At 38.3% G+C, this 22907-nt stretch carries 22 protein-coding genes; 5 read left to right on the top strand and 17 right to left on the bottom strand.

The window, feature by feature from the left end; genetic code table 11:
* Positions 1 to 83 precede the first annotated feature (83 nt).
* From trxB to AC07UV_RS10030, 7 genes are all read right to left on the bottom strand, one after another.
* A complete protein-coding gene (gene trxB / locus AC07UV_RS10000) occupies positions 84 to 1040 on the bottom strand; it encodes a thioredoxin-disulfide reductase (protein WP_282254192.1) in 957 nt (318 codons plus the stop codon).
* 27 nt (positions 1041 to 1067) lie between these two features.
* Positions 1068 to 2021 (bottom strand): exonuclease domain-containing protein, encoded by a 954-nt coding sequence (locus tag AC07UV_RS10005; RefSeq protein ID WP_495183596.1) that lies wholly within the window; start codon positions 2019 to 2021, stop codon positions 1068 to 1070.
* 71 nt (positions 2022 to 2092) lie between these two features.
* Positions 2093 to 3415 carry a M16 family metallopeptidase gene (locus AC07UV_RS10010; RefSeq protein ID WP_282254190.1) on the bottom strand — a complete coding sequence of 441 codons (1323 nt, stop codon included), beginning with the start codon at positions 3413 to 3415 and terminating at the stop codon, positions 2093 to 2095.
* Entirely contained in the window at positions 3405 to 4664 is a 1260-nt protein-coding gene (locus AC07UV_RS10015) for a M16 family metallopeptidase (RefSeq protein ID WP_495183597.1), read from the bottom strand. Before AC07UV_RS10015 ends, AC07UV_RS10010 begins: the two co-directional genes overlap by 11 nt.
* Positions 4665 to 4681: 17 nt before the next feature.
* Entirely contained in the window at positions 4682 to 5581 is a 900-nt protein-coding gene (gene hemF, locus AC07UV_RS10020; RefSeq protein WP_282254188.1) for an oxygen-dependent coproporphyrinogen oxidase, read from the bottom strand.
* Positions 5582 to 5597: 16 nt separating this feature from the next.
* Complete coding sequence (locus AC07UV_RS10025; protein ID WP_120257375.1) at positions 5598 to 6602, bottom strand: NAD(P)H-dependent glycerol-3-phosphate dehydrogenase; 1005 nt, start codon at positions 6600 to 6602, stop codon at positions 5598 to 5600.
* A gap of 76 nt (positions 6603 to 6678) precedes the next feature.
* Positions 6679 to 7026, bottom strand: a complete 348-nt coding sequence (locus AC07UV_RS10030; RefSeq protein ID WP_495183598.1) for a Rieske (2Fe-2S) protein — start codon at positions 7024 to 7026, stop codon at positions 6679 to 6681.
* Between the two features lie 68 nt (positions 7027 to 7094).
* Here AC07UV_RS10030 and ychF point away from each other — a divergent pair, with 68 nt between their 5' ends.
* Entirely contained in the window at positions 7095 to 8195 is a 1101-nt protein-coding gene (gene ychF, locus AC07UV_RS10035) for a redox-regulated ATPase YchF (RefSeq protein WP_495183599.1), read from the top strand.
* Between the two features lie 295 nt (positions 8196 to 8490).
* Here the strand turns inward: ychF and AC07UV_RS10040 are convergent, their stop codons facing one another.
* On the bottom strand, positions 8491 to 8787 hold the full coding sequence (locus AC07UV_RS10040; protein ID WP_282254184.1) for a YgaP family membrane protein: 297 nt from the start codon (positions 8785 to 8787) through the stop codon (positions 8491 to 8493).
* Between the two features lie 134 nt (positions 8788 to 8921).
* On the opposite strand from AC07UV_RS10040, the gene AC07UV_RS10045 reads away from it, so the two are divergent.
* The gene (locus AC07UV_RS10045; RefSeq protein ID WP_282254183.1) at positions 8922 to 9767 is read left to right on the top strand and encodes an ATP cone domain-containing protein; all 846 of its coding nucleotides are present in this window, start codon (positions 8922 to 8924) and stop codon (positions 9765 to 9767) included.
* 73 nt (positions 9768 to 9840) lie between these two features.
* Here AC07UV_RS10045 and ispE read toward each other — a convergent pair whose 3' ends face one another.
* The 5 genes from ispE to AC07UV_RS10070 form a co-directional block, all read right to left on the bottom strand.
* Complete coding sequence (gene ispE / locus AC07UV_RS10050; protein WP_495183600.1) at positions 9841 to 10662, bottom strand: 4-(cytidine 5'-diphospho)-2-C-methyl-D-erythritol kinase; 822 nt, start codon at positions 10660 to 10662, stop codon at positions 9841 to 9843.
* Positions 10663 to 10696: 34 nt separating this feature from the next.
* Entirely contained in the window at positions 10697 to 11224 is a 528-nt protein-coding gene (locus AC07UV_RS10055; RefSeq protein ID WP_120257369.1) for an adenine phosphoribosyltransferase, read from the bottom strand.
* The gene (locus AC07UV_RS10060; RefSeq protein WP_495183601.1) at positions 11211 to 12179 is read right to left on the bottom strand and encodes a helix-hairpin-helix domain-containing protein; all 969 of its coding nucleotides are present in this window, start codon (positions 12177 to 12179) and stop codon (positions 11211 to 11213) included. The genes AC07UV_RS10055 and AC07UV_RS10060 overlap by 14 nt, the downstream gene beginning before the upstream one ends.
* Before the next feature lie 108 nt (positions 12180 to 12287).
* Positions 12288 to 13592: an efflux RND transporter periplasmic adaptor subunit gene (locus AC07UV_RS10065; RefSeq protein ID WP_282254178.1), complete on the bottom strand. Its 1305-nt coding sequence runs from the start codon at positions 13590 to 13592 to the stop codon at positions 12288 to 12290.
* 21 nt (positions 13593 to 13613) lie between these two features.
* Complete coding sequence (locus tag AC07UV_RS10070) at positions 13614 to 14993, bottom strand: TolC family protein (protein WP_282254177.1); 1380 nt, start codon at positions 14991 to 14993, stop codon at positions 13614 to 13616.
* A 113-nt stretch (positions 14994 to 15106) separates the two neighbouring features.
* On the opposite strand from AC07UV_RS10070, the gene AC07UV_RS10075 reads away from it, so the two are divergent.
* Entirely contained in the window at positions 15107 to 15658 is a 552-nt protein-coding gene (locus tag AC07UV_RS10075) for a polysaccharide deacetylase family protein (protein ID WP_335995681.1), read from the top strand.
* A gap of 3 nt (positions 15659 to 15661) precedes the next feature.
* Here AC07UV_RS10075 and AC07UV_RS10080 read toward each other — a convergent pair whose 3' ends face one another.
* The 4 genes from AC07UV_RS10080 to AC07UV_RS10095 form a co-directional block, all read right to left on the bottom strand.
* Positions 15662 to 16459 (bottom strand): DUF4249 family protein, encoded by a 798-nt coding sequence (locus AC07UV_RS10080; protein ID WP_495183602.1) that lies wholly within the window; start codon positions 16457 to 16459, stop codon positions 15662 to 15664.
* Positions 16460 to 16465: 6 nt separating this feature from the next.
* A complete protein-coding gene (locus tag AC07UV_RS10085) occupies positions 16466 to 18790 on the bottom strand; it encodes a TonB-dependent receptor (RefSeq protein ID WP_495183603.1) in 2325 nt (774 codons plus the stop codon).
* 152 nt (positions 18791 to 18942) lie between these two features.
* Positions 18943 to 19770: an alpha/beta hydrolase gene (locus AC07UV_RS10090; protein ID WP_495183604.1), complete on the bottom strand. Its 828-nt coding sequence runs from the start codon at positions 19768 to 19770 to the stop codon at positions 18943 to 18945.
* Positions 19771 to 19847: 77 nt separating this feature from the next.
* Positions 19848 to 20744: a hypothetical protein gene (locus tag AC07UV_RS10095; protein ID WP_282254171.1), complete on the bottom strand. Its 897-nt coding sequence runs from the start codon at positions 20742 to 20744 to the stop codon at positions 19848 to 19850.
* A 38-nt stretch (positions 20745 to 20782) separates the two neighbouring features.
* On the opposite strand from AC07UV_RS10095, the gene AC07UV_RS10100 reads away from it, so the two are divergent.
* Both AC07UV_RS10100 and AC07UV_RS10105 read left to right on the top strand, forming a co-directional pair.
* Positions 20783 to 21670 carry a DUF4377 domain-containing protein gene (locus AC07UV_RS10100; protein ID WP_495183605.1) on the top strand — a complete coding sequence of 296 codons (888 nt, stop codon included), beginning with the start codon at positions 20783 to 20785 and terminating at the stop codon, positions 21668 to 21670.
* A gap of 252 nt (positions 21671 to 21922) precedes the next feature.
* Entirely contained in the window at positions 21923 to 22876 is a 954-nt protein-coding gene (locus AC07UV_RS10105; RefSeq protein WP_495183606.1) for a glycoside hydrolase family 43 protein, read from the top strand.
* Positions 22877 to 22907: the final 31 nt, after the last annotated feature.

Raw genomic sequence — 22907 nt, forward strand, 5'->3', positions numbered from 1 at the left:
AATCGGGCTTATGTTTATAATTTTTTTGCGATTTCATCCTCGCTAGAGTTGATATCCCAAAGGTATCCACGATTTGGAGGATCTTATTCTCCGTTTTCTTTTGCAGCAAGATATCTTTCTGCTTCAAGTGCAGCCATACAACCAGTACCAGCCGCAGTAATCGCTTGGCGGAATATATTGTCCTGTACATCTCCACAGGCAAACACTCCTGGTATATTGGTTGCAGTACTATCTGGCTTGGTAATAAGATAGCCTGTTTCATCCATTTCCAATACGCCAGTAAACAACTCCGTATTGGGTTTATGACCGATTGCAACGAAGAAACCTGTTACTTCAAGATCTTTCTCAGATTGATCTTTATTATTAATTACACGGATTCCTGTCACCACTTGACCATCCCCTAAAACCTCTTTAGCCTCTGAGTTGTAATGTACTTCAATATTCGGTGTGTTCATGACGCGGTGCACCATTGCTTTAGAAGCGCGGAACTCATCACGACGCACCAACATGTGTACTTTCGAACACAATTTTGCGAGATAAGTCGCCTCTTCTGCAGCTGTATCGCCAGCACCTACGATGGCAACTTCTTGATTTTTAAAGAAGAAACCGTCACAGACAGCACAAGCTGACACACCAAAACCGTTATATTTTTGTTCAGATTCTAAGCCCAACCACTTCGCTGTTGCTCCTGTAGCAATAATCACTGTGTCGGCAGTAACCTGAACTGTTCCATCAATTTCTACGCGGTGTACATCACCTGTGAAGTCAACTTTTGTCACATAACCAAAGCGTACGGATGTTCCAAAGCGTTCAGCTTGTTCCCGTAAGTCTTCCATCATAACTGGACCGGTAATCCCTTTTGGATATCCCGGAAAATTGTCCACTTCTGTGGTTTGTGTCAACTGCCCCCCCGGTACAATACCTGTATATACCACTGGTTTCATATCCGCACGGGCAGCATAAATTGCTGCAGTATATCCCGCCGGTCCTGAACCAATAATCAGACATTGTACATGCTCCACTTCTTGTTTGAATTCCATAATCCTTTTTCTAAGCTATTAATAAAGTTATTTTTTAAATTTATCTTGCAATCCTTTCAACATATCCAAAGAGATATTTTGAGGTTTCTCCTCTTTTTGCTGATTGAATTCCTTTTTAGCAGTTTTTTTATCTTCTACTGAATGCGTCGGAGCTGCTTTCGCTTTTTGCTCGCTTTTTTCTTTCTTATATCTGATCCAGATATTTTCCAGTACTTTTTTTGTATATAAAGGAAAATCACCGTTCTGCATCCACGCATAGTAGCTAGGCTCCTGTTCAAAGACTTCTACAATCGGTTTTCCTTTGTGTTTACCAAAATTAATGGTCTCTAATCCATCTTCGTTGTATACGATGCGGCCTGCAAAATCTACGGGTTTACTTAAATTTGTAAAATCGTGCAATGCAGCAACATCATTGACAACAGGATAAGATACAACGCCATGACGATCTTCAAATGCTGATCCTTCGTATTTTGTCAACTGTGCTTTTAAGACTTCATACGTAGCACGAACATCCGCTTCAGCAGTATGTGCATTTTCAAGATTTTCATTACAATAGAACTTATACGCTGCCTTTAAAGTACGCTGTTCCATTTGATGGAAGATGTTCTGTACATCAACAAAGGCACGCCCTTCCAACGAAAAATCTACGCCTGCACGTAAAAATTCTTCCATAAGCATAGGTACATCAAACTTATTTGAATTGTATCCTGCCAAATCCGCATCGCCAATAAATGCCGCTAATTCTACCGCAATGGCTTTAAATGTTGGTGCATCTTTGATATCTTCATCACGAATACCATGAAAGAACGTTGATTCTGCAGGAATCGGTCTTTCTGGATTAATTTTCTTCGTATATACAGTTTCTTCACCACTGGGCACCACTTTCAAAAATGATACTTCTACAATACGATCTGTCGCGACATTAACTCCTGTCGTCTCCAAATCGAAAAATACCAATGGCCTCTTTAATTTTAATTCCATGCTGGATAGTATGCTTTTTTTACAAAAACCAAAAATACAAAGTTGAATTTGATTTTTGTAGTCTGTGAAATTTAATTTACAACCGCTTGATGAATCGGTTCCAACTGATTGAATTTACCTACGACAACCTTAATCATTTGGTTAAAATCGAAATATTTATTTGCGATATCACGAACTTTCTCGGGTGTCATGTTTTTGACCTGTTCCATGTAATAAGAATAATACGTTAAGCTCATATCGTTCAACAAGACATTTTTGAATTTATCCGCGTGAGAAAAGATACTCTCCAAAGAACCCAACATCGATCCCTCCATATAGGTTTTCACCAACTCGACTTCTTCGTCCATGGCTAATGTGGTCTTCAACAGGTTGATTTCTTTCTCGATCTCTGTTAACGTTGCATTTGTTACATCTACACCAACTTCCGTAGCAATTGTTAAAAAGCCGGTATGTTTTAAGGTCGCAACCGCCGAACCAATACTGTAGGTATATCCTTTTTCCTCACGGATATTTCGCATCAATCGCGAACCGAAAAATCCACCCAATAATGTATTTACAAATTGTAGCGCAGGGTAATCGGGATGGGTTCTCGAAATGGTTTGATTCCCCAGACGAATAGCTGATTGTAGTGCATTTTCTTTTTCTTCATAAGCTATACCACCGGCATCTTGAATAAATACAGGATTATTTGCCGTAGTGACTGCTGTATCGTCGGGCCATTCGAATCCAAAAATCTGCTCCAACTCTTTCATCAAATTATCAGAAACATTTCCCGACACAACCAATGTACAATTGCTCGGTACAATCTCTTTCTGATACAATGCAATCAATTGATCACGATTAATCGCATCATAATCATCTAGTTTTGGCGTACGACCATAACGGTTGCTTTCACCAAAAACCAAGTTGTAAAACTTACGTCGTGCCAAATAATCATTTTTTTGAATGGATACCTGAAATTTTTGCTTGTTGTTACGTAGATAGGTATCAAGTTCCTCCTGTGGAATAGATGCTTCTGTCAGTATATCTTTGACAAGCGGTAGCAAAACCTGACTATGTCTGTTCAATGTATACAAAGACAAGGAGGTTACATCAAAGGAGTATTCAGGGACGAGAAATGCACCATAAAAATCTACTTTGTCTGCAATCTCGGCACTTGACATGCTCATTGTACCTTCTTTTAGCAATGCACTTAATGCACTATTCAGTAGCGGATTTTCATTTTGTACATCGAGGTATTTATTTTCAAAAATCCATTCAATGCGGACAAGTTCTTGTTCAGGAGAATGAAATACATACACTGGCAACCCGTTTGCGAACTGCTTTTTGACAGGTTCTTTCAAACTTATATGACCGATTTCACGGAATTCAGGTGCTTTTGTTCTATCCAACATGTCGTATCTCCTCCTCTTGTGCTTTATACATTAATACTGATGCGTTTTCGGGATTAAAAATAGCTTGTGCTTGTGCTTGTACTTCTTGGGCCGTAACAGCCAAATATTTCGACACTTCGGTATTGATACCATCGGCATCACCAAGCAACTCATGAAAGGCCAAATTCATTGCCTTATCCAAGATTGATAATTCAGCAAATACATTTGTTGACTCGATTTTATTTTTAACTTTTTCCAGCTCGGTATTAGACACCAATTCTTTTTTCAACAGATCGAGTTCTCCCCATACTGCACGTTCGGCTTCTTCCAACGATATTCCTTCGGAAGGCTTACCTTCAATAACAAACAGGTTATTATCAATACTACCCATCACATAAGCATTTAATTCACTAAAAAGCCGCTCTTCTTTTACTAGTCTACGGTATAGTCTTGATGAAGATCCTCTGGAAAGAATATCCGAGAGTAGGTCCATCGCAAAGTAACCATCTTCCAGTCGTGCCGGTCCGTGAAAAGCCATGTAAAGTGCATCTAGTGGTACTGGAGCAAAAGCCGTTTCCCTTCTTAGTTCCTTTTGTATCGGTTCTTGCGGTAGCTGACGGTTATATTTTTGACCGGGATCAATATCGCCGAACCATTTCTGAACCAAGGATTTAACTTCTTCATAATGAACATCACCCGAGACAACCATAATTGCACTCTGTGGATTGTAATGCAATTTGAAGAAGGCCTTGACATCTTCCATGGTCGCATCTTCGATATGTTTTAGCTCTTTGCCGATGGTGGCCCAACGATATGGATGCACTTTATACGCTAAAGGACGCAATTTAAGCCAAGCATCCCCATAAGGCTGATTGAGATAACGTTGTTTAAATTCTTCACTTACTACATTCCGCTGTACTTCAAGGCTCTGTGGAGAGAATGCTAAGCTTAACATACGATCCGATTCTAACCAAAGGGCTGTTTCCAGATTGGAAGAGGGTAAAGTAATATAGTAATTGGTAATATCATTGCTGGTAAAAGCATTATTCTCACCACCTACTTTTTGTAATTCTGTATCAAAACTAGGGATATTGACGCTACCGCCAAACATCAAGTGTTCAAATAAATGAGCAAAACCGGTTTGCTCCGGAGATTCGTCCCTTGCACCTACATCGTACAATATATTTACACAGGCCATTGCTGTGTTATGATCCTCATGTACCAACACACGTAGGCCGTTTTCTAAAGTAAATTTTTGGTATGAAACCATCTAGTTCTTTTTCGATTTTATGAAATCCAGTTAATACCTTTTCGCAACAAGGATAAGGTCTTGGCTTCTTCGGAGCCTTCTTCAGGGTGATGATCGTATACCCAATTGGCTTGAGATGGTAGACTCATCAGTATGGACTCGATACGGCCATTTGTTTCCAGTCCAAATTTAGTACCAGAATCCCAGACCAAATTAAACTCAACGTAGCGTCCCCGACGGATCAATTGCCAATTTTTCTGCGTATCGTTATATACTTTATTTCTGTTTTTTTCAACCAGCGCAGTATAGGTCGGTGCAAAGCTACGACCTAAGTCACAGGAAAATGCCAAGATATCTTCCATAGCCATACCTGTTTTCGCTGTATTTAATTTATCGTAGAAAACCCCTCCTATTCCACGGGTTTCTTGTCTATGACGAATAAAGAAATAGTCATCGGCCCATTTTTTAAATTCATCATAAAAAGTCGGATTATGTTTATCACAGACCGTTTTCAATTGTTGATGGAAAAACTGCGCATCATCTTCATTCACGTAATGTGGTGTCAGATCAATCCCTCCTCCAAACCAACGCATCTGTTCATTCAATTCGAAATATCGGATGTTCATATGAATGATCGGTACCCACGGATTATTGGGATGAATGACAATCGAAACTCCGGTGGCGAAAAAATCGTCTTCATCGACGCCAAACGCTTTTTTTATTGTCTCGGGTAGTTTGCCATGCACAGCGGAAAAGTTAACTCCACCTTTTTCCAATATATTGCCGTTTTGAATAATCCGTGTTCGGCCACCACCACCACCTTCTCTTTCCCATAGTTCCTCCTCAAAGCGGGCCGAACCGTCCAAGCGTTCCAAAGCCTGGCATATTTCATCTTGAATTTCTTTATAAGCTAAAGCTATCGCTTCTTTTGTAATCATCTACTCTATCGCTAGTTTATGTTAATTTTTCGCTCAGGGCTTGAATAATTTTAGATGCAGGCTGATGTTGATATAAAATTTGATATACGGCATCACAAATAGGTAATTCGACAGCATATTTTTCGGCATATTCCTGAATACAAGCAGAAGCATAATAACCTTCGGCCACCATATTCATTTCAAGCTGAGCCGATTGCACGCTATACCCTTTACCGATCATATTACCAAATGTTCTATTGCGGCTAAACTGCGAATATGCTGTAACCAACAGGTCTCCCAAATAAGCTGAGGTATTGACATCTCGGGATGTATCGCCATCTACTTTAGCAACAAACCGACGCATCTCGCGGATAGCATTGGAAACCAAAACTGCCTGAAAGTTATCGCCATAGCCCAACCCATGGCATATACCCCCGGCAAGGGCATAAATATTCTTTAATACCGCTCCAAATTCAATTCCTAAAATATCTTCTGACAAGATCGTTTTAATGACTCTGGAAGACAAAAACGAAGCAACCAGTGCTGCACTATCCAAATTTTTGCATCCAAATGTCAGGTAGGAAAGCTTGCCTAATGCGACTTCTTCCGCATGACAAGGTCCTCCGACCACACAGATCCGTTCGATATCGACCGCGTAATGCTGTTCCAAAAATTCGCCGATAATCAGGTTATCCTTAGGAATAATCCCTTTGATGGCTGACACGACTATTTTATCTTTAAAATCCTCTTTTGTGACTCCTCTCAATGCATCTTTTAAATAGGCTGCTGGCGTATTTAAAATAACAATATCTGAATTAACAACAACATTTTTGGCATTGGTATCGATGGTTGTAATACTCAAATCAACAGAAACACCACTCAAATAGGTCGGGTTGTGTTTGAATTGTTGAATATACTCTGCATCCTCCTCTTTTCTAATCCACCAAAAAATATGTTTGTCTTGGTCATTTTCGCATAGCATCTTAATCATGGCCGTCGCCCAGCTTCCGCTACCAATTATACCAATCTTTTTCCCCTGCATGTTTTTAATTTGTTTTCGAAAGCAAATATACTTATTTACTGCTTAGATATGCGATTGCATCAAGAGATATGATACTTTAGTTACTTTTAAAACCGAGAAAACTTTGCCAAAATCCTTTCTCAAGACCCACATAATAGGTGTTTTCTTCCTCTTTAACGGGGTAAATATGGATAAAGTCATGTTGGGCAGGATTACCCTTGCCTGTTACAAGATCAAATTCATGGCGATGGAAGGGACAGATCACTTTACCCCGTTCACACCAACCATTTTTGAGCGGAGCGCCCGCATGGGGACATTTCCTGGAGAAGGCATGCAATTGATCTTCAAACCAAGTAAGACAAATGGTCTTTCCGCCAAAATTATGCTCTGTTATCCCCTTATCCTTTAGAAATTGGGCGTTATCAATTTTGTACCATCGAAGCATTCCACAAGATAGTTAAAAATTACAGTGAATTTTCTATCTTTGTGGAATTTCAAAAATTTGCACTATATATGGCTTTACAATGCGGTATCGTAGGTTTACCAAACGTTGGTAAATCAACATTATTTAACTGTCTGTCGAATGCGAAAGCACAGGCAGCAAACTTTCCATTTTGTACAATTGAACCAAATGTTGGGGTAATTACCGTACCGGATGCCCGTCTAAATAAATTAGCTGAGTTAGTCAATCCACAACGTATCGTTCCAAATACCATTGAAATCGTCGATATCGCCGGATTGGTAAAAGGAGCATCAAAAGGTGAAGGATTAGGTAACCAGTTTTTAGGAAATATCCGCACAACAAATGCGATCATCCACGTTTTGAGATGTTTCGATGATGGTAATGTCATCCACGTGGATGGATCGGTAGATCCAATCCGAGATAAAGAAATCATCGATACAGAATTGCAACTTAAGGATTTGGATACTGTGGTAAAGCGTATCCAAAAAGTTGAGAAAATGGCAAAAACCGGTGGTGATAAAGATGCTAAGAAGACCTTTGACATCCTATCTGTCGTTAAAGAACATTTGGAGGCAGGCAAGTCAGCACGTACAGCACCTATTGAAGCCGAAGATTTTGAATTTATCCAAGACTTAGCCTTGTTAACCGCAAAGCCAGTACTTTACGTATGTAATGTGGATGAAGGCTCTGTCAATACGGGTAACGCTTATGTGGATCGTGTAAAAGAAGCCGTGAAAGATGAAAAAGCTGAAGTATTGGTTATATCTGCACAAATTGAGTCTGAAATCGCTCAATTGGAGAGTTACGAAGAGCGTAAGATGTTTTTGGATGACCTCGGATTAGAAGAATCTGGTGTCCATAAGTTGATCAGAGCAGCATATTCCTTATTAAATTTAGCGACCTACTTTACAGCAGGCGTTCAAGAAGTACGTGCCTGGACAATTGAGACTGGTTTCACAGCGCCTCAGGCAGCTGGTGTCATTCATACAGATTTTGAGAAAGGATTTATCCGTGCTGAAGTGATCAAATATGATGACTTTGTTAGTCTAGGTTCAGAAAGTGCTGTAAAGGAAGCCGGCAAATTAGCTGTAGAAGGAAAAACTTATATTGTGCAAGATGGTGACATTATGCACTTCCGTTTTAATGTATAAATAGCTGACTAAACAGCAGGATTTAAAAAAATAAGCGGCTGAAAAGATAATTTTCGGCCGCTTATTTTTGCACTACATTTTAACCCACAAATTTCCAGTATATTCGCTCTATATTTACTACAACCCCAGTTATTCAACGTTGAGTCCACCTATCTATAGCCGAGTCATTGCACCAACATGATGATGACAGCTTACTAACAAGAAAAAGTGTGTACCTTAAAATCTTCAAATAAAATATCGGTAAGCCGCTACAAAAGCTGGTTTATTTATTAGCAGAATACAGTTATTCCCTCTGTTATTTAACAAAATAACGGTGTTCTATTACCTCAACTTTTTTAACATCTTTATCTTCCAGCAATTTTTTGACATCACAATGTCCTGTTACACCACGATAAATTAACGTCCCACCAAGGGTCAATCCTGAAAGCCCAGTCAGTGGAGATTTAAATATCTTTTTTACGCCCAAACCCAAAATAAAGCCACCCGCAATCACAGACAGCACGCGTTCGGAAGCACCGATATTCTCCTCAATGCAATCATCTTTTATCTTAGCCTTAATCTTGTCAAATGCAAATAGCAATAGGTTACTCATAATTATCTATATTTAAGTATTGTTTCTTTATGTAAACAAATTATGATCCAAAAAAGTTTAGAAATAGAATAATAGTTTTTATATGATTTCTCGGATCACATCCCTTATATTCGTATTTATCAAATTAAACATCCATGCAAGTCAAAAAATATTCTGGAGAATTAGTACCCTTTAATGGAGACGCCTTACGGCATTCTCTTTCCCGTTCGGGAGCAAATAGCGATCAGGTAAACGAAGTATATAATAGTGTTGTCGGTGAAATATACGATGGGATTTCAACCAGGGAGTTATATCAGTTGGCTTTCGATACACTGAAAACCGTTCGAAACTCATTTGCCGCGCGATACAGCCTAAAAAAAGCCTTACGTGATCTTGGACCTGAGGGTTTTTATTTTGAAAAATACATCTCACATTTGCTTCGTTCAATCGGATATGAAAGCACCACTGGGCAGACGGTACAAGGTCATGCTGTTTCCCATGAATTGGATGTTGTCGCTTATAAAGACGGTAAGTTGATGACAGCGGAGTGTAAGTTTAGAAATGACATTGACGCCAAGATCTCCGTTACCACACCAATGTACTACCTATCGAGGTTCAAAGATATCAGTGGAATTGATTATGATTTTTTTGGCAAAAAATTACAGTTTCAGGAAGGCTGGCTCATCACTAATGCCTACTTTACATCAGATTCGATCGATTTTGCAACTTATTACGGCATCAACTTGCTTTCTTGGGATTATCCAAAAGAGAATAGTATCAAAAGAAGAGTCGATAAAGCAGTCTTTTATCCGGTCACCTGTTTAACCACACTTTCGGACCTGGAAGAACAGCAGCTCTTAAAAAATCAGTTGATCTTGGTAAAAGATCTTGTAAACAATCCGGATAAACTGGATATTCTTGGACTTAACAAGGAAAGAAAAGAGAAGGTCCTCAAAGAAGCCAGTGAGCTATTAGATTACAAAGTAGAAGAAGAATATTAATATTATCAGTCTAAAAAAGCAATAGGCATACATTTAGAACTAAGTATGGCCTATTGCTTTTTACAAACTTTAATTATCTGTCTAACACAACGGGATAGTAAACCTTACCATATTTGGAAAACTCACTTAAATCCATCTTTTTCCAAAAAATGGCATAGATTGCAGCGCCAGAACCTGACATAGAGGAGTATATTGCCCCTTTATGATACAAAGCATCTTTAATTTCTTTGAGCAAGGGATAACGCTCGAAAATAGATTCTTCAAAATCATTTCGAATATGGAATTTCCATTCCTGAATAGGCAATCGGATCGCCTCTTCCAGATTAATATCTGAGGGCATCGGTTTCACTCCACTGTAAGCTTCGACTGTAGAGACATGGATATCAGGCATAATAACCGCGATATGGTATTCATTCAGATCAAGCGGTATCTCCTTAAAATCTGTCCCTATCCCAGTTGCAAACACGGGCGTATTTGCAATAAAGAATGGGCAGTCTGCCCCCAATTTCGCGGCATATCTCCTTAACTGTGTACTTGTCAAATTTAGTTTAAACAGCTCATTAAGTCCTTTCAATACAAACGATGCATCCGCAGATCCGCCGCCCAATCCAGCTCCAATTGGAATTTGTTTGATTAGATCAATCCTGACAGCAGGAATGTCAAATTCCTTTTTTAACAATGCATGCGCCTTTAAACAGAGATTATCTGCGAATTCGCCGGGTATGTGGTTCCCCTGTATTGTCAGCGCGGAATCTTGTGCATCTGTCTCCAGTATCTCTATAATATCATAGATTGGTAAGGGATAGAAAATGCTATTCAATTCATGATAGCCATCCGTTCGCCTGGCAACCACCTGCAGTCCAATATTTATTTTAGCATTTGCAAAGAGTATCATATGATATCGTCTAAATCAACACTTAAATTCTACATTAATAGCTCACCAACGAGGAGATCGTATCACTAAATCGAGACAATCTGCCTTTTGCTTTGAGAAAATCCAATGAAATGATAAAACTATAAGCTGCAATCACTCCGCCCAATTTTTCAATAAGTTTGCTTGCTGCGACGACAGTTCCGCCCGTTGCCAACAGATCATCATGGATCAAAATACGGCTACCTTTTTCGAATGCATCTTCATGAATTTCTATCGTTGCCTGACCATATTCTAGCGCATAAGACTCAGAAATCGTTTTAAATGGTAATTTTCCTTGCTTACGAATTGGAATAAAGGGCAATCCTAATCTGTTGGCAAGTAAAAATCCAAAAAGAAATCCACGGCTTTCAATACCTGCAATAGCATCAATTTCTATTCCTTGAAGTTGGTCAATAATCGCGTCGATCATTTCATTGCAAAGTTCAGCATCTTTCAACAAGGGGGTAATATCTTTGAATACAATACCCGGTTTTGGAAAATCCACAATATCCCGGATTTCCAGTTTCAATTTATCTTGAATCATTCTCAAATATTAAATACGGCGCGATTTTAGCAATAGCAAGATCTGAAAGTGTACCTATCTTGGTAAAATCTTCTATATTAGCATAATTGCCATGTTGATCTCGATAATTAACTATTAATTTCGCATCCTTTGGGCTAAGATACGGATGTTTGCCCAATGAATTGGCATCAATCTGGTTAATATTGATTTTTTTGATTCCCTCTACATTAGACACCGTAATATAGTCCTTAATGAGTTCATATGTTTCCGAAGTGACACCATAAACTTCTTTTAGCTGCTCTATCCGATAGAAACCGCCAAGCACCTCTTTATATTTCAAAATGCGTTTAGAAAGAATTGCACCGATCCCTTTGAGGCTCATCAAGGCTATTGTGTCACAGGTATTAAGATCTATAAGTTCGGCATGATTGATTTCAAATTTATCGTAAAGCAAGGGGGCCTTAGCTACCGTACTTGGACCTGTTGTCTCCACTTTAATGCGGATAAAGGGTTCTAGTTTTTTGTATAATTTTGCGTTGATGGAATACATTTTCCTAACATCATTTTTATCTTTAAACCGGCCACCTTTTTTCTCGTAGTTCTTGATCACAGCAATTTGCTTATCCGAGAGGCCAAGCTCGCGCCATGCTTCTACAGATAAATTATTGGGATCAAAATAAAATAGCTTAGTATCTACAACGTTATTTTCTATACCGGGATCCGGACCTGAACGAGCTACCCTCTTTTCCAAATGAACATCGGCTACCTTAAATTTCTTATTTGGATAATCTTCGGCATCAGTTGAATCATGAAATGACTGTTCAAAAACCCTTGCTTGATGGGCAATCGGGTCATTTTTATCTTCTCTACTAACAAGGGAATATATAATACTAAAGACGATGATTATCACCAATATAACAAAGAACCCATTTTGCTCTGTTTTGTTAAATTTAAAATAAGTCAATAGCCTTTTCATAAGCTGTTAGGGATTGGGTTGCATAAATTTAATAAATTAGAAGGAAAATAAAAAGAGAGGTATTAAAAAACACCTCTCTTTTGTTATAAATATTGTACCGATATAATTTTATAACACCGATTTATCTACTTTTTCCACTTTACTACCATCCTTTAGCGTTTTAGAGATAGCATCAAATGGTCGAGAAACGACTTGATCTCCTTTTTTCAATCCGGATAGAATAATAATGTTTTTATCATCTTGAATTCCAGTTTTGATCGGAACTTGTTTTACTGTCTGATCTTTTAAAACAAATACATATTCTTGTATTTTCTTATTTGTATTCGTAGAATCTTTATCATCCGATCTTACAGTAACCGATTGGATAGGTACAACCAGGCCTTTATCATGTTTTGTAAAAATCTGTACAGTAGCGGATAATCCAGGCTTGAACGGCGAAGCGACATTTTCTTTGATCAGATCCTGATAAGATTCCGCGCTAATACGCACCTTTACATTAAAATTGGTGACTTGGTCTGTCGATGAGGTTGCCGCTGTTGTCGTTGCGATATTTTTGGATGAGCTTGCAATTTCGGTAACAATACCTTTAAATTTTCTATCTTGAAAAGCATCTACTTCAATTTCAGCTTGATTTCCTACTCTGACGTTGTTGATATCATTTTCATTGACATCAACATTTACTTCCATCGAAGACATATTGGCGATGCGCATAATTTCAGTACCTGCCATTTGCGCTGTTCCCACCACACGTTCTCCCTGTTCGATAGACAATAAAGAGATAATACCATCCGTCGGAGCATAAATGGTTGTTCTGTTCAGATTATCCTGAGCTTCTTTTACAGAAGCTTGTGATTGATCGATACCATATCTACTTGATTTTACAGTCTCTCTTTGAGCCTGTATCGCTGCGAGGGTCGAAAAGTACTCAGAAGAACTCTTATCCATTTCAGCTGCGGAAATAACCCGTTTTTCAAAAAGCTCCTGGTTTCTCTTGTAAGTTGCAGCTACATTTTTGAAATTTTCTTCCTGCTGTTTTAGTTGTTGTTGTGCAGCCGCTAGATTGGCACGTTGCGAATTCATCGCTGCTACAGAGCGATCATAGCCAGACTGTAAGATATCGGGTTTAATCCGACAGAGTACTTGTCCTTTTTTTACAAAGTCACCTTCTTTGATATTTAGTTCAACAACCTCACCCGAAACTTCCGAGCTCAACTTAACTTCTATTTCCGGTTGTATTTTTCCACTGGCAGACACCAATTCATCTACATCCGTTTCCTTCACAACGTCTACAGCGACTTTAGTAATCTCTCCTTTTCCAAACCAACCGGCCTGAAAGCCGATAAAAACAAAAATTGCCAGGAGCGCTACGACTATTAATAGAATCTTTACTACACTACGTTTTTTCTTTGCCATTGTTTTTGCTAATCAAATAGGTTAATTGTTGTCGAATTGAATTGGATTTCCTAAGTAATAATCAATAATCTTAGATCTGAATATTACGTTATATCTTGCTTGAATCAGATCAAATTCCGCTTTGTTCCGTTCGGTTTGCGCCGTAAATAATTCCAGGGAATTTGCCATGCCGATATCGTATCGTTCTTTGGTTGCTTTGTAAGCCGTTTCAGCACTTTCGAATGCTGTCGTTGCTGAAGTATATTTTTGTTTGGCGGCATTAACGTCCAAAACAGCTTGACTAACGGCCTTATTTAAATTGTTCTTTGCCAATTGCTCAGCAGCCTCCGCCTGTTTTAAACCAATCTTAGCTTTCGCAACGTTAACCTTATTCTGATTCTTAGAAAAAATTGGAACAGCAAGTGACAAACCTGTAAAAAATGATTTGTTGTCCGATATTTGTTGGCTAAAAGGTACACGATATATCGTTGTAATATCTAATGGGTCAGTTTGTCGAGTTGTCGCTGAAGAATAATTTGTACCATAGCTTACGCTCAAATTGAGTGTTGGGTAGTATCCCCCTTTGGCAATATCGATTTGCTTTAATGCGGCATCCTTATCCAAAGCAGATTTATGAATATCCGGTTGTCTTGTTAATGCTTTCTGATATACATCCATCGCATTTTTATCTACTGCATTTAGCAAAACAGATTCCAAACTTGGGCGTTCTAAAGAAATTACTGTTTCGGAAGGCATTTCCATCAATTGTTTCAAAGTTAATAAGGACATCTCGTACGAATTCTTCAAATTTACTTTGTTCAATTCATTCGTAGCGACCTGATTTTTTGATTTTGCAAGATCAGCAATGGTCTTATTCCCAACAGAAAACTGAATAGAGTCTAATGAAAATTGTTGTTTCGATAAGGCAATCTGATCTTCACTTGCTACCATCAATTCATGATTGGTGATGGCTTCTAAATAGTTCACAAGGACATTTAAAACAAGATCATTTTTCACTTTATCCACCTGTGTAGCTGCTGATTCCAGCTGTAATTTATTTGCCTTTATTTGATTGACTTGTTGGAAACCTTGAAATATATTCACGCTAGACCCTACCGATCCAGCGGTAGTTCTAGTCCATGCATTGTTGACAATTTGTGCCGAGGTCAAATCGAAGGCAAAGCCGTAACGGAAATTTTGATCAACGGAAGCTCTTAAATCAGGTAATAAATTACTCTTTGATTGAAATAGGTCCTGAGCAGCGAGATCTTTGCTCAATTCGGCTTGCTTAATTTGCACATTACGTTCCAAAGTCATGCGTATAGCTTCGGCTACCCCAACTACCTGTTGAGCTTGGATTAGGTTGTTCGTTCCAAGAAAAAAACCAGTAAATATTACTGCAGAATAATAAAATCTTTTCATGTTCATATGTAGAACCATACAATTTTTATAGATTTGAACTTCATTTATCGGTTATGTATTTTGTCAAATCCCCTTTTTTCCTTCGTTGGTTTTACCCCAGATCGATCTGGCAAATGCCGAGGACGGAAAAAAAAGTCTATCTCACTTTTGATGATGGTCCAATTCCTGAAATTACACCTTTTATACTCGATATCCTAAAAAAATATCAGGTCAAGGCAACATTTTTTTGTGTTGGTGAAAATATTAAAAAAAATCCACATTTGTTCCAAAGAATTTTACAAGAAGGACATCAAGTGGGTAATCACACTTACAATCACCTCAAAGGCTGGGATACAAATGACGAGGTCTATATCGATAATGTAACTCAATGTCAAGAGCTAACACAAACCGATCTCTTTCGTCCACCTTATGCAAAAGCAACAAAATCACAGCTTAAAAAGTTATACAAAAATTATCGTGTGATAATGTGGGATATCATGTCCGGTGACTTTGATCAGAGCCTAAGTCCTGAAAAATGCCTTGAAAACGTACTTACCAACATACAAAATGGTTCGATCATCATCTTCCATGACAATATCAAAGCCATTCCCCGAGTTGAATATGCTTTACCTAAAACGATTGAATTTCTCCTAGCAAATCAATATCAAATAGCAAGACTAGAATAAGTATTAGGGCCTAGTTCTTGATAAAACCACTTCAGATTCGTAATATTTCCCCACACTCACACTAAAATATCCCAAAACATTGTTGGAAAGATTTGAAATCGGATTGGAAGGCGATGCTGCTCCAGGATTAATCATCTGGAAGCTATTCCAATAGTTATATGCGCCAAGATCAATGCATTGACGCAAAACCCGTACCCTATCTCCTATCTTGAGATCTCTATCGCGGTCGACAATATCATGTTGTACTTGCAGACCATTATTATATTTATCACTGAACACATCTATAAAGCGCAGCTCTCCCCCATTCACAGACATCTTATATTTATAATAATTTCCTTTTTCCGGAGGATCGTTAAAGACCAGTGTGGGATAATAGATGGTATCTGTAAATATGATCCGTTCGGAAAGCCCTATCGAATCCACGTCTACATAGGATGGCACTGTCGAAGTTCCTTCAATTTCTTTTCCATCAGCGGTTTTGATGTACAGTCGATAACTGGACTTTTCCTGTAGCCGCAATGTCTTGTTGGTATAAACACCATTGGCTCCGGGCAAAAAGGTATACATGCGATTATTCTGCAGATTTCTTACGTAAACTTCTGCATCTGTTATCGGAGCCAACATTGATTCTTTTAAACTGACGACTTTTTGAATACTGATCTCATGTTGTTGATCCGACACCATTAGATCAGCCGTGATCACCAGCTGTCCCGTGTTTTCAGGTAATTTCAAATCAATTTTATCTTCACAACCAATCAAAGTTATCCAGGCTATGGCGATCAATCCTACTATCTTTCTCATGTTGTGTTAAAATTTAAAGTTCCAAGTAATGGAGGGTATGGTTCCAAACAATGCTATCCTATAGATCTCTGTCACATTGGATTGTCCTTCTTTCTCTCTAAAATCAATCAAATAAGCATTTTTTCGATTATATGCGTTATAAATTCCGAAAGATAAACTGGAATAAGTGTTTTTTGTACGCTTGATATCATACGTTGCGGCAAGGTCCAAGCGGTGATAGGCCGGCATACGTTGGCCATTCCGCTTATCATAATAGAAGATCGTTCTATCGTCAACAAAGTACTTTCCTGCGGGCATTGTTACAGCATCACCCGTATAATATACAAAGTTTGCACTTAGATTCCATCTCGGATTCAATTGATACTGCGCTACTACAGCAATATTATGAATCTTATCCTGGCGCGCATTAAACCACTGTCCATCATTGATCTGATCAAATTGTCTTTCACTTTTGGATAATGTATAACTTATCCATCCACTCAGCCTTCCCAATCGTTTCTTTATAAACCACTCAATGCCGTATGCTCTTCCTTTTCCAAATAGCAGTTCACCATCTAAAAGTTCATTGGCCTGTAGATCCGCTCCATTCCTATAGTCGATCTGATTTTTAAGGTCTCTATAGTAGCCTTCTACAGAAAATTCATACCTGTTGGATGCAAAGTTGCGAAAATAGCCCAGGGAATACTGTGTTGACAATTGCGGTTTTATCGTATTATTGCTTAATACATACTGATCTGTGGGTAAGCTGCTAGTTGTATTACTCAACTGATGTAGATACTGCACATTTTTATTATAAGAAGCCTTTAATGTTGTCAATTCATTCAAGGCATAGTTTAGAGAGAGACGTGGCTCCAGGTAAACATATTTTTTACCCATTTCTCCATTTCCCACATAGGTTGAATCAACAGCTTCTCCAGCATTATCATAGGTATAGAACATACCCGGTCCTAAAGCGGCATAAGCCGTCGCCCTAACACCATAGTTCAATTTAAATTTATCATTTATCGCCCAATCATCCGAAATGTAAGCGGCAATGTCCAGCCCCTTGCGCTTTTGAATATGCAGTGAATTTACTTTGGAATCCTCACCAGCTTCGATACTTGCTGGACGAATCTCCTGTAAAGCCGCCTGTAGACCAAACTTTAAATTATGACTGTCCGAGAGGCTATATTGAAAATCCTGTTTAAAGTTATAATTGAAGATATCCGAACGAATCTTGAAATTATTGTCGTCTTCAATCTTCACCTGATAATTAAATTTACTGAATATCAAGGTAGTATTACTAAATAAGCGATTGTTCCAGACATGATTCCAGCGCATCGTTCCGGTTGCGTTTCCCCAATTGAAGTCAAATAAATCATGGTATGCCATGGCATCTTTACCGAAATATCCCGATAAATAAAGGGTATTCTTATCGTTAATCCTATAATTCAGCTTGGCATTAAGATCATAGAAGAATAATGCGCTTTTCTTGATATTCTCATCACTTGAAAGCTTCAGGAATAAATCGGCATAGGTACGTCTACCGGATATCATAAATGAACTCTTTCCTTTTTGTATAGGCCCTTCGACCTTCAGTCGTGACGCTATTAATCCCAATCCCCCTTCAACATTAAAATGCTGGTTATTTCCATCCAAGGTTGTTATTTCCATGACCGAAGAGATCTTCCCTCCATACTGAGCGGGTACACCACCTTTATAAAAGTTGACATCTTTGATGGCATCGGAATTAAAGGTTGAAAAGAAACCAAAAAGGTGAGAGCTATTGTAAACTGGGGCTTCATCCAACAAAATCAGATTTTGGTCTCCACCACCTCCACGAACATAAAAATTGCTACTTCCTTCACCTCCACTTGTCACACCTGGAAACAATTGAATTGTCTTTAAAATATCTTTCTCTCCAAATAATACAGGAACTTTCTCAATCTCCCTCGGGCTAAATTGTGTCAAACCGGGAGTCAAATCTTTGATCGATTTTCTTTTATTTCCAGTGACAACCACCTCAGCCAATTGATTTTCCTCGGGTACCAATTGCACAATGTAAGTAGAGTCTTTTCCTATTTGGACGGGTAGAACCTTTGTTCTATATCCCATTGAGGAAACTTCCAAAAAGGCCTCCTCTCCACGAAGGGATAAACTAAAAAATCCATATTTATTAGAAGCCGTCGATTTTTTTTCTGTGTCATTACGGACCAAAGCGCCAATAATATTTTCACCACTGATACTATCTCTGATAAATCCCGATATAGATTTAGATTGTTGGCCGTAGGATTGCTGTGCGCAAAACAAAATAGAAGAAAAATAAAAAACAACCTTTATAGGTTTAAGCATAACAGATTGAAATCAAAAATTTATTGAAAATAATAAAAAAGCCTTACAATTTGCAAGGCTTAATAATAAGTTTATAATTTGTTAGTCAAGATCTTCTGCAAACAAAAATAGCATTTTATTCATTTAAGCCAAATATTTATCTATTTTTCTTTCTATTTTTTTTCTGCTTGATTGAAAAATTCATTAAAAAAGGCCATTTGATAGATAATAGAGCGTGACCAATAGGTCCAATTATGCCCACCCTCACTTGTAACAAAGGTATGGTTGATGTTGTGATACATGAGTTTGTCATGCAGTGCGACATTGACAGGGTAGAAAAAATCCTCTTTACCACAATCAATCATTAAACGAAGTTTATTATTCAGCAATTTCGGAATCATATTGATCACCACTCGGTCATCCCAAATCTGCGGTGCATCTGCATAATTACCGATACGATCCTTAATTTCCCAATTTAAAGGGAACGGTCTAAAATCAACACCTCCTGCCGTACTACCGGCTGCCCCATAGAGATCTTGATGTTTGATCGCAAGAGACAAAGCGCCATGCCCTCCCATACTCAGGCCAGTAATTGCTCTACCTTTTCGGTCCTTGACTGTCACATAGTGCTGATCTATATAATCAACCAGTTCTTTGGAAACAAATGTTTCATATTGATAATTCCGATCATTTGCGATATCCCAATACCAACTTCCAAATCCTCCATCCGGGCAAACCACCATATATCCATATTGATCTGCCAACGAAGCTACAGTGGTATTTTTAACCCAATTACTATAATTACCTGAATATCCGTGAAGTAAATAGAGAACAGGATATTTCGTATTCACCGAATAACCTTTAGGTAGAATAACCACTGTTTTAATCTCTTTTGCCATGCTCCGACTCGGAATATTCAAGGTATCCACCCTCGCAGCCTTACTACCCGCTACAAAGCAAAATAGCGCAAGTGTTAAAAGTAAAAATTGTTTTAAATTCATGATGTTAGCAATTGGATATATATTCATTCAATCTATTCAGGCCCATATCAATAAGCTTTTTTACTGAATTGGATCTGTTATTTATCGGTTGATTTAGACACTTTTTCAAAATAATAAAGATAGGATTTTAAACCAAATGGACGTTCACTAATTGTATAAAAACCAGTACCCTTATTGTCAAAAGTAATTGCTTCCCCTTGGGGCTCTACTGCATAAGGTACTTCGATTGGTTTCCGTTGTAGCGCCCCTGACCAAGATTCACCCGAGTTTCTCTTCCAATAAAAGATATGGGTAATATTCTTGATAAGCATCTCTCTTCCTGTTGGATCGATAGCAGAAGCTGTAGCAAAAGTAAAAGGAAGTTCAGCGACTTTAGTTAATGTAAAATACTGTTGCCGGACACTCTTAAAAACAGCAGCACTGTATACTGTGGAATGAAATTCACGTTTGGAAACGATATACAACATATTATCACGGGGATCGACCATAATGGATTCCGCATCTAAACGTTTTTGCCCCGGAAATTTGACAAATATGGTTTTAATATCTTTTTTGGATATGACTAGCGAATCATCGGCTGAAGGCTCAGGAAATACATACAAGCTTGCCCAAGTTCGCTTCCCAAGGTTATTGCCGATATCAGCCAAAATCAAGTAATTTTTACCGTCGATTTTTACGCGATCGATATCTTCACAATCAATCACATCTACACCTTCGAGCCTAAATCTTTTGAGTAGATTGGCCTGACGATCGATCAGATAGATGTTTGCACCATCACCACTATCATTATGAACCCAAAAACACCCCTCCTCTTGAGCCGCCATAATTCCAGACACTTCTTTTAGCTGTGTATCTGTCAATTCACCTAAGGAGATTTGTGTTTTAAAATAATCCTTGTTATTTTGGGCATATATCCGTAGGCCGGACAAAAAAAGTACAATCATCAAGAGTACTTTTGTTCGTGCAATATTCATGTTTAAAGATACGTTTTTATTGATATTTAATGCCCATTATGAAGAAATCCCTTAAATCCAGCTTATTTTTAATTCCGTTATTTTTATTCCAATACACTTTACAGGCACAGAGCAGTTCCTTTCGGATAAAAGTAAAATCTGGACTTGACAATACGCCCCCTTACCTTGTAAAGTATTACAATAGTAAGGATTGGGAGAATTTTTATACGGAAATCCAACAGTTTAATTACAATGCAGGTTTTGAGTACAATATTCGTGTAAAAAAGACAAAAACAGCACAAGCATCAATCTATACACTGGAGGAAATTATTAGCAAATTACCAGTTGAACATTCTGACATCGCCATTTGGGATATCGGTGAGAATTATGTCAATGATCCAGTCTCCGGAAAATTGACCTGTCTACAAATAAAATCCAACAAAAAAAACAAATGGGAATATATTTCGCTACCCATTCTCGGTTTTGATTACCAGGAACACTATCGTTATCGCATCAAAGTAAAGCAAACGAAAGCAAAAGATACAGACAGCATACGCTATGAATTGCTTAATATTATTTCCAAAGATAAAGTCACTGAGCTCCCCAGTGTTGCCGCATTCCTAGCCAGATTTAAGTGGAATTTACTTCAATTAAATGGCAAAGATGTAACAAGCAATAGGGCCAATATTGGTTTCGATGCAAAAAATGGAACGATCGCCGGATCGACGGGGTGTAATAATTTTTGGGGAAATTTTAGCATTAAAGACAATCTGATAAGCTTTCCGCACTTGGCAAGCACCATGAAGTCTTGTAATGGCCCCAATATTGAAAATGATTTCTTCGCAGTTGTTGAGCAAAAGCAGATTCAATTTGATATCGCCGAGCAGACGCTGAACTTATATATCGACGGAAGGTTAGTCATGATCTTCGGTTTAGAGCGTGAATAAAAAAACACCCGAAGTCTGGGGGACTTCGGGTATCTTAGCCATATTATTAACCTATTTTATGAAAAGTATTTATGCCATTTGGAAATGACATAAACAAATATGTGAAATAAAGCGGAAAGAATCGAAAGCATCGCCTCTTTTTAACATAATTTTAACATTTTGAAAATATTGAGAAAAATCAGCATAAAAATGATTTTTTTTTGAATACCCCAACAAGCAAGATGTGGTATCTTAAGCATTTAAAGCATAACGATGATCAGAACATTTTTTACGACAACATCTTTATTATTGGCGACCACACTCCTTGCACAACAGAATCCCGTCATTCGTGGAAACTATGCCGATCCCGAGGGTATCATCTATGGGGACAAATATTGGGTTTTTCCCACTTATTCGGCACCTTACGAAGAACAGGTATTTTTTGATGCATTTTCCTCTTCAGATCTAACTAGTTGGACAAAACATCCTCGCGTACTTCAGAACAATCAGGTAACATGGGCAAAAAAAGCGATGTGGGCTCCGGCTGTCCTTGAAAATAAGGGCAAATATTATCTATTCTTTAGCGCAAACGATGTCCATCAGGGGGAAATCGGCGGAATTGGTGTGGCAGTAGCAGACAAACCTGAAGGGCCTTATACAGATTTGCTAGGAAAGCCATTGATTAATGATATTATCAATGGTGCGCAGCCTATAGATCAGTTTGTATTTAAAGATAAGGATGGAACGTTCTACATGTACTATGGTGGCTGGAAGCATTGTAATATGGTCAAACTCAAATCTGATTTTACAGGCTTGCTTCCATTCGATGACGGCACCTATTACAAGGAAATTACACCAAAGGATTATGTGGAAGGGCCATTTATGTTTATTAAAAATGGTAAATATTACTTCATGTGGTCCGAAGGTGGTTGGACTGGTCCGGATTATAAAGTGGCTTATGCAATTGCCGATTCCCCGTTTGGGCCATTTGAACGTATCGGAACAATTCTCGAACGCGATCCAAAGGTTGCTGTCGGTGCTGGACATCATTCCGTTATCAAAGTACCCAATAAAGACAAATATTTCATCGTCTATCACCGTAGACCACTAGGTAAGGAAGGAGCCAATGAGCGTGTCACCTGTATCGATGAGATGAAATTTGACAAAAATGGTCACATTCTACCTGTCGAAATGACCTTTAAAGGTGTCAAACATTCATTAAAATAGATCATTCCTCCCAATATAGTAAGAGCATATA

It is taken from the genome of Sphingobacterium sp. GW821-FHT03E03 (genome assembly GCF_059420745.1).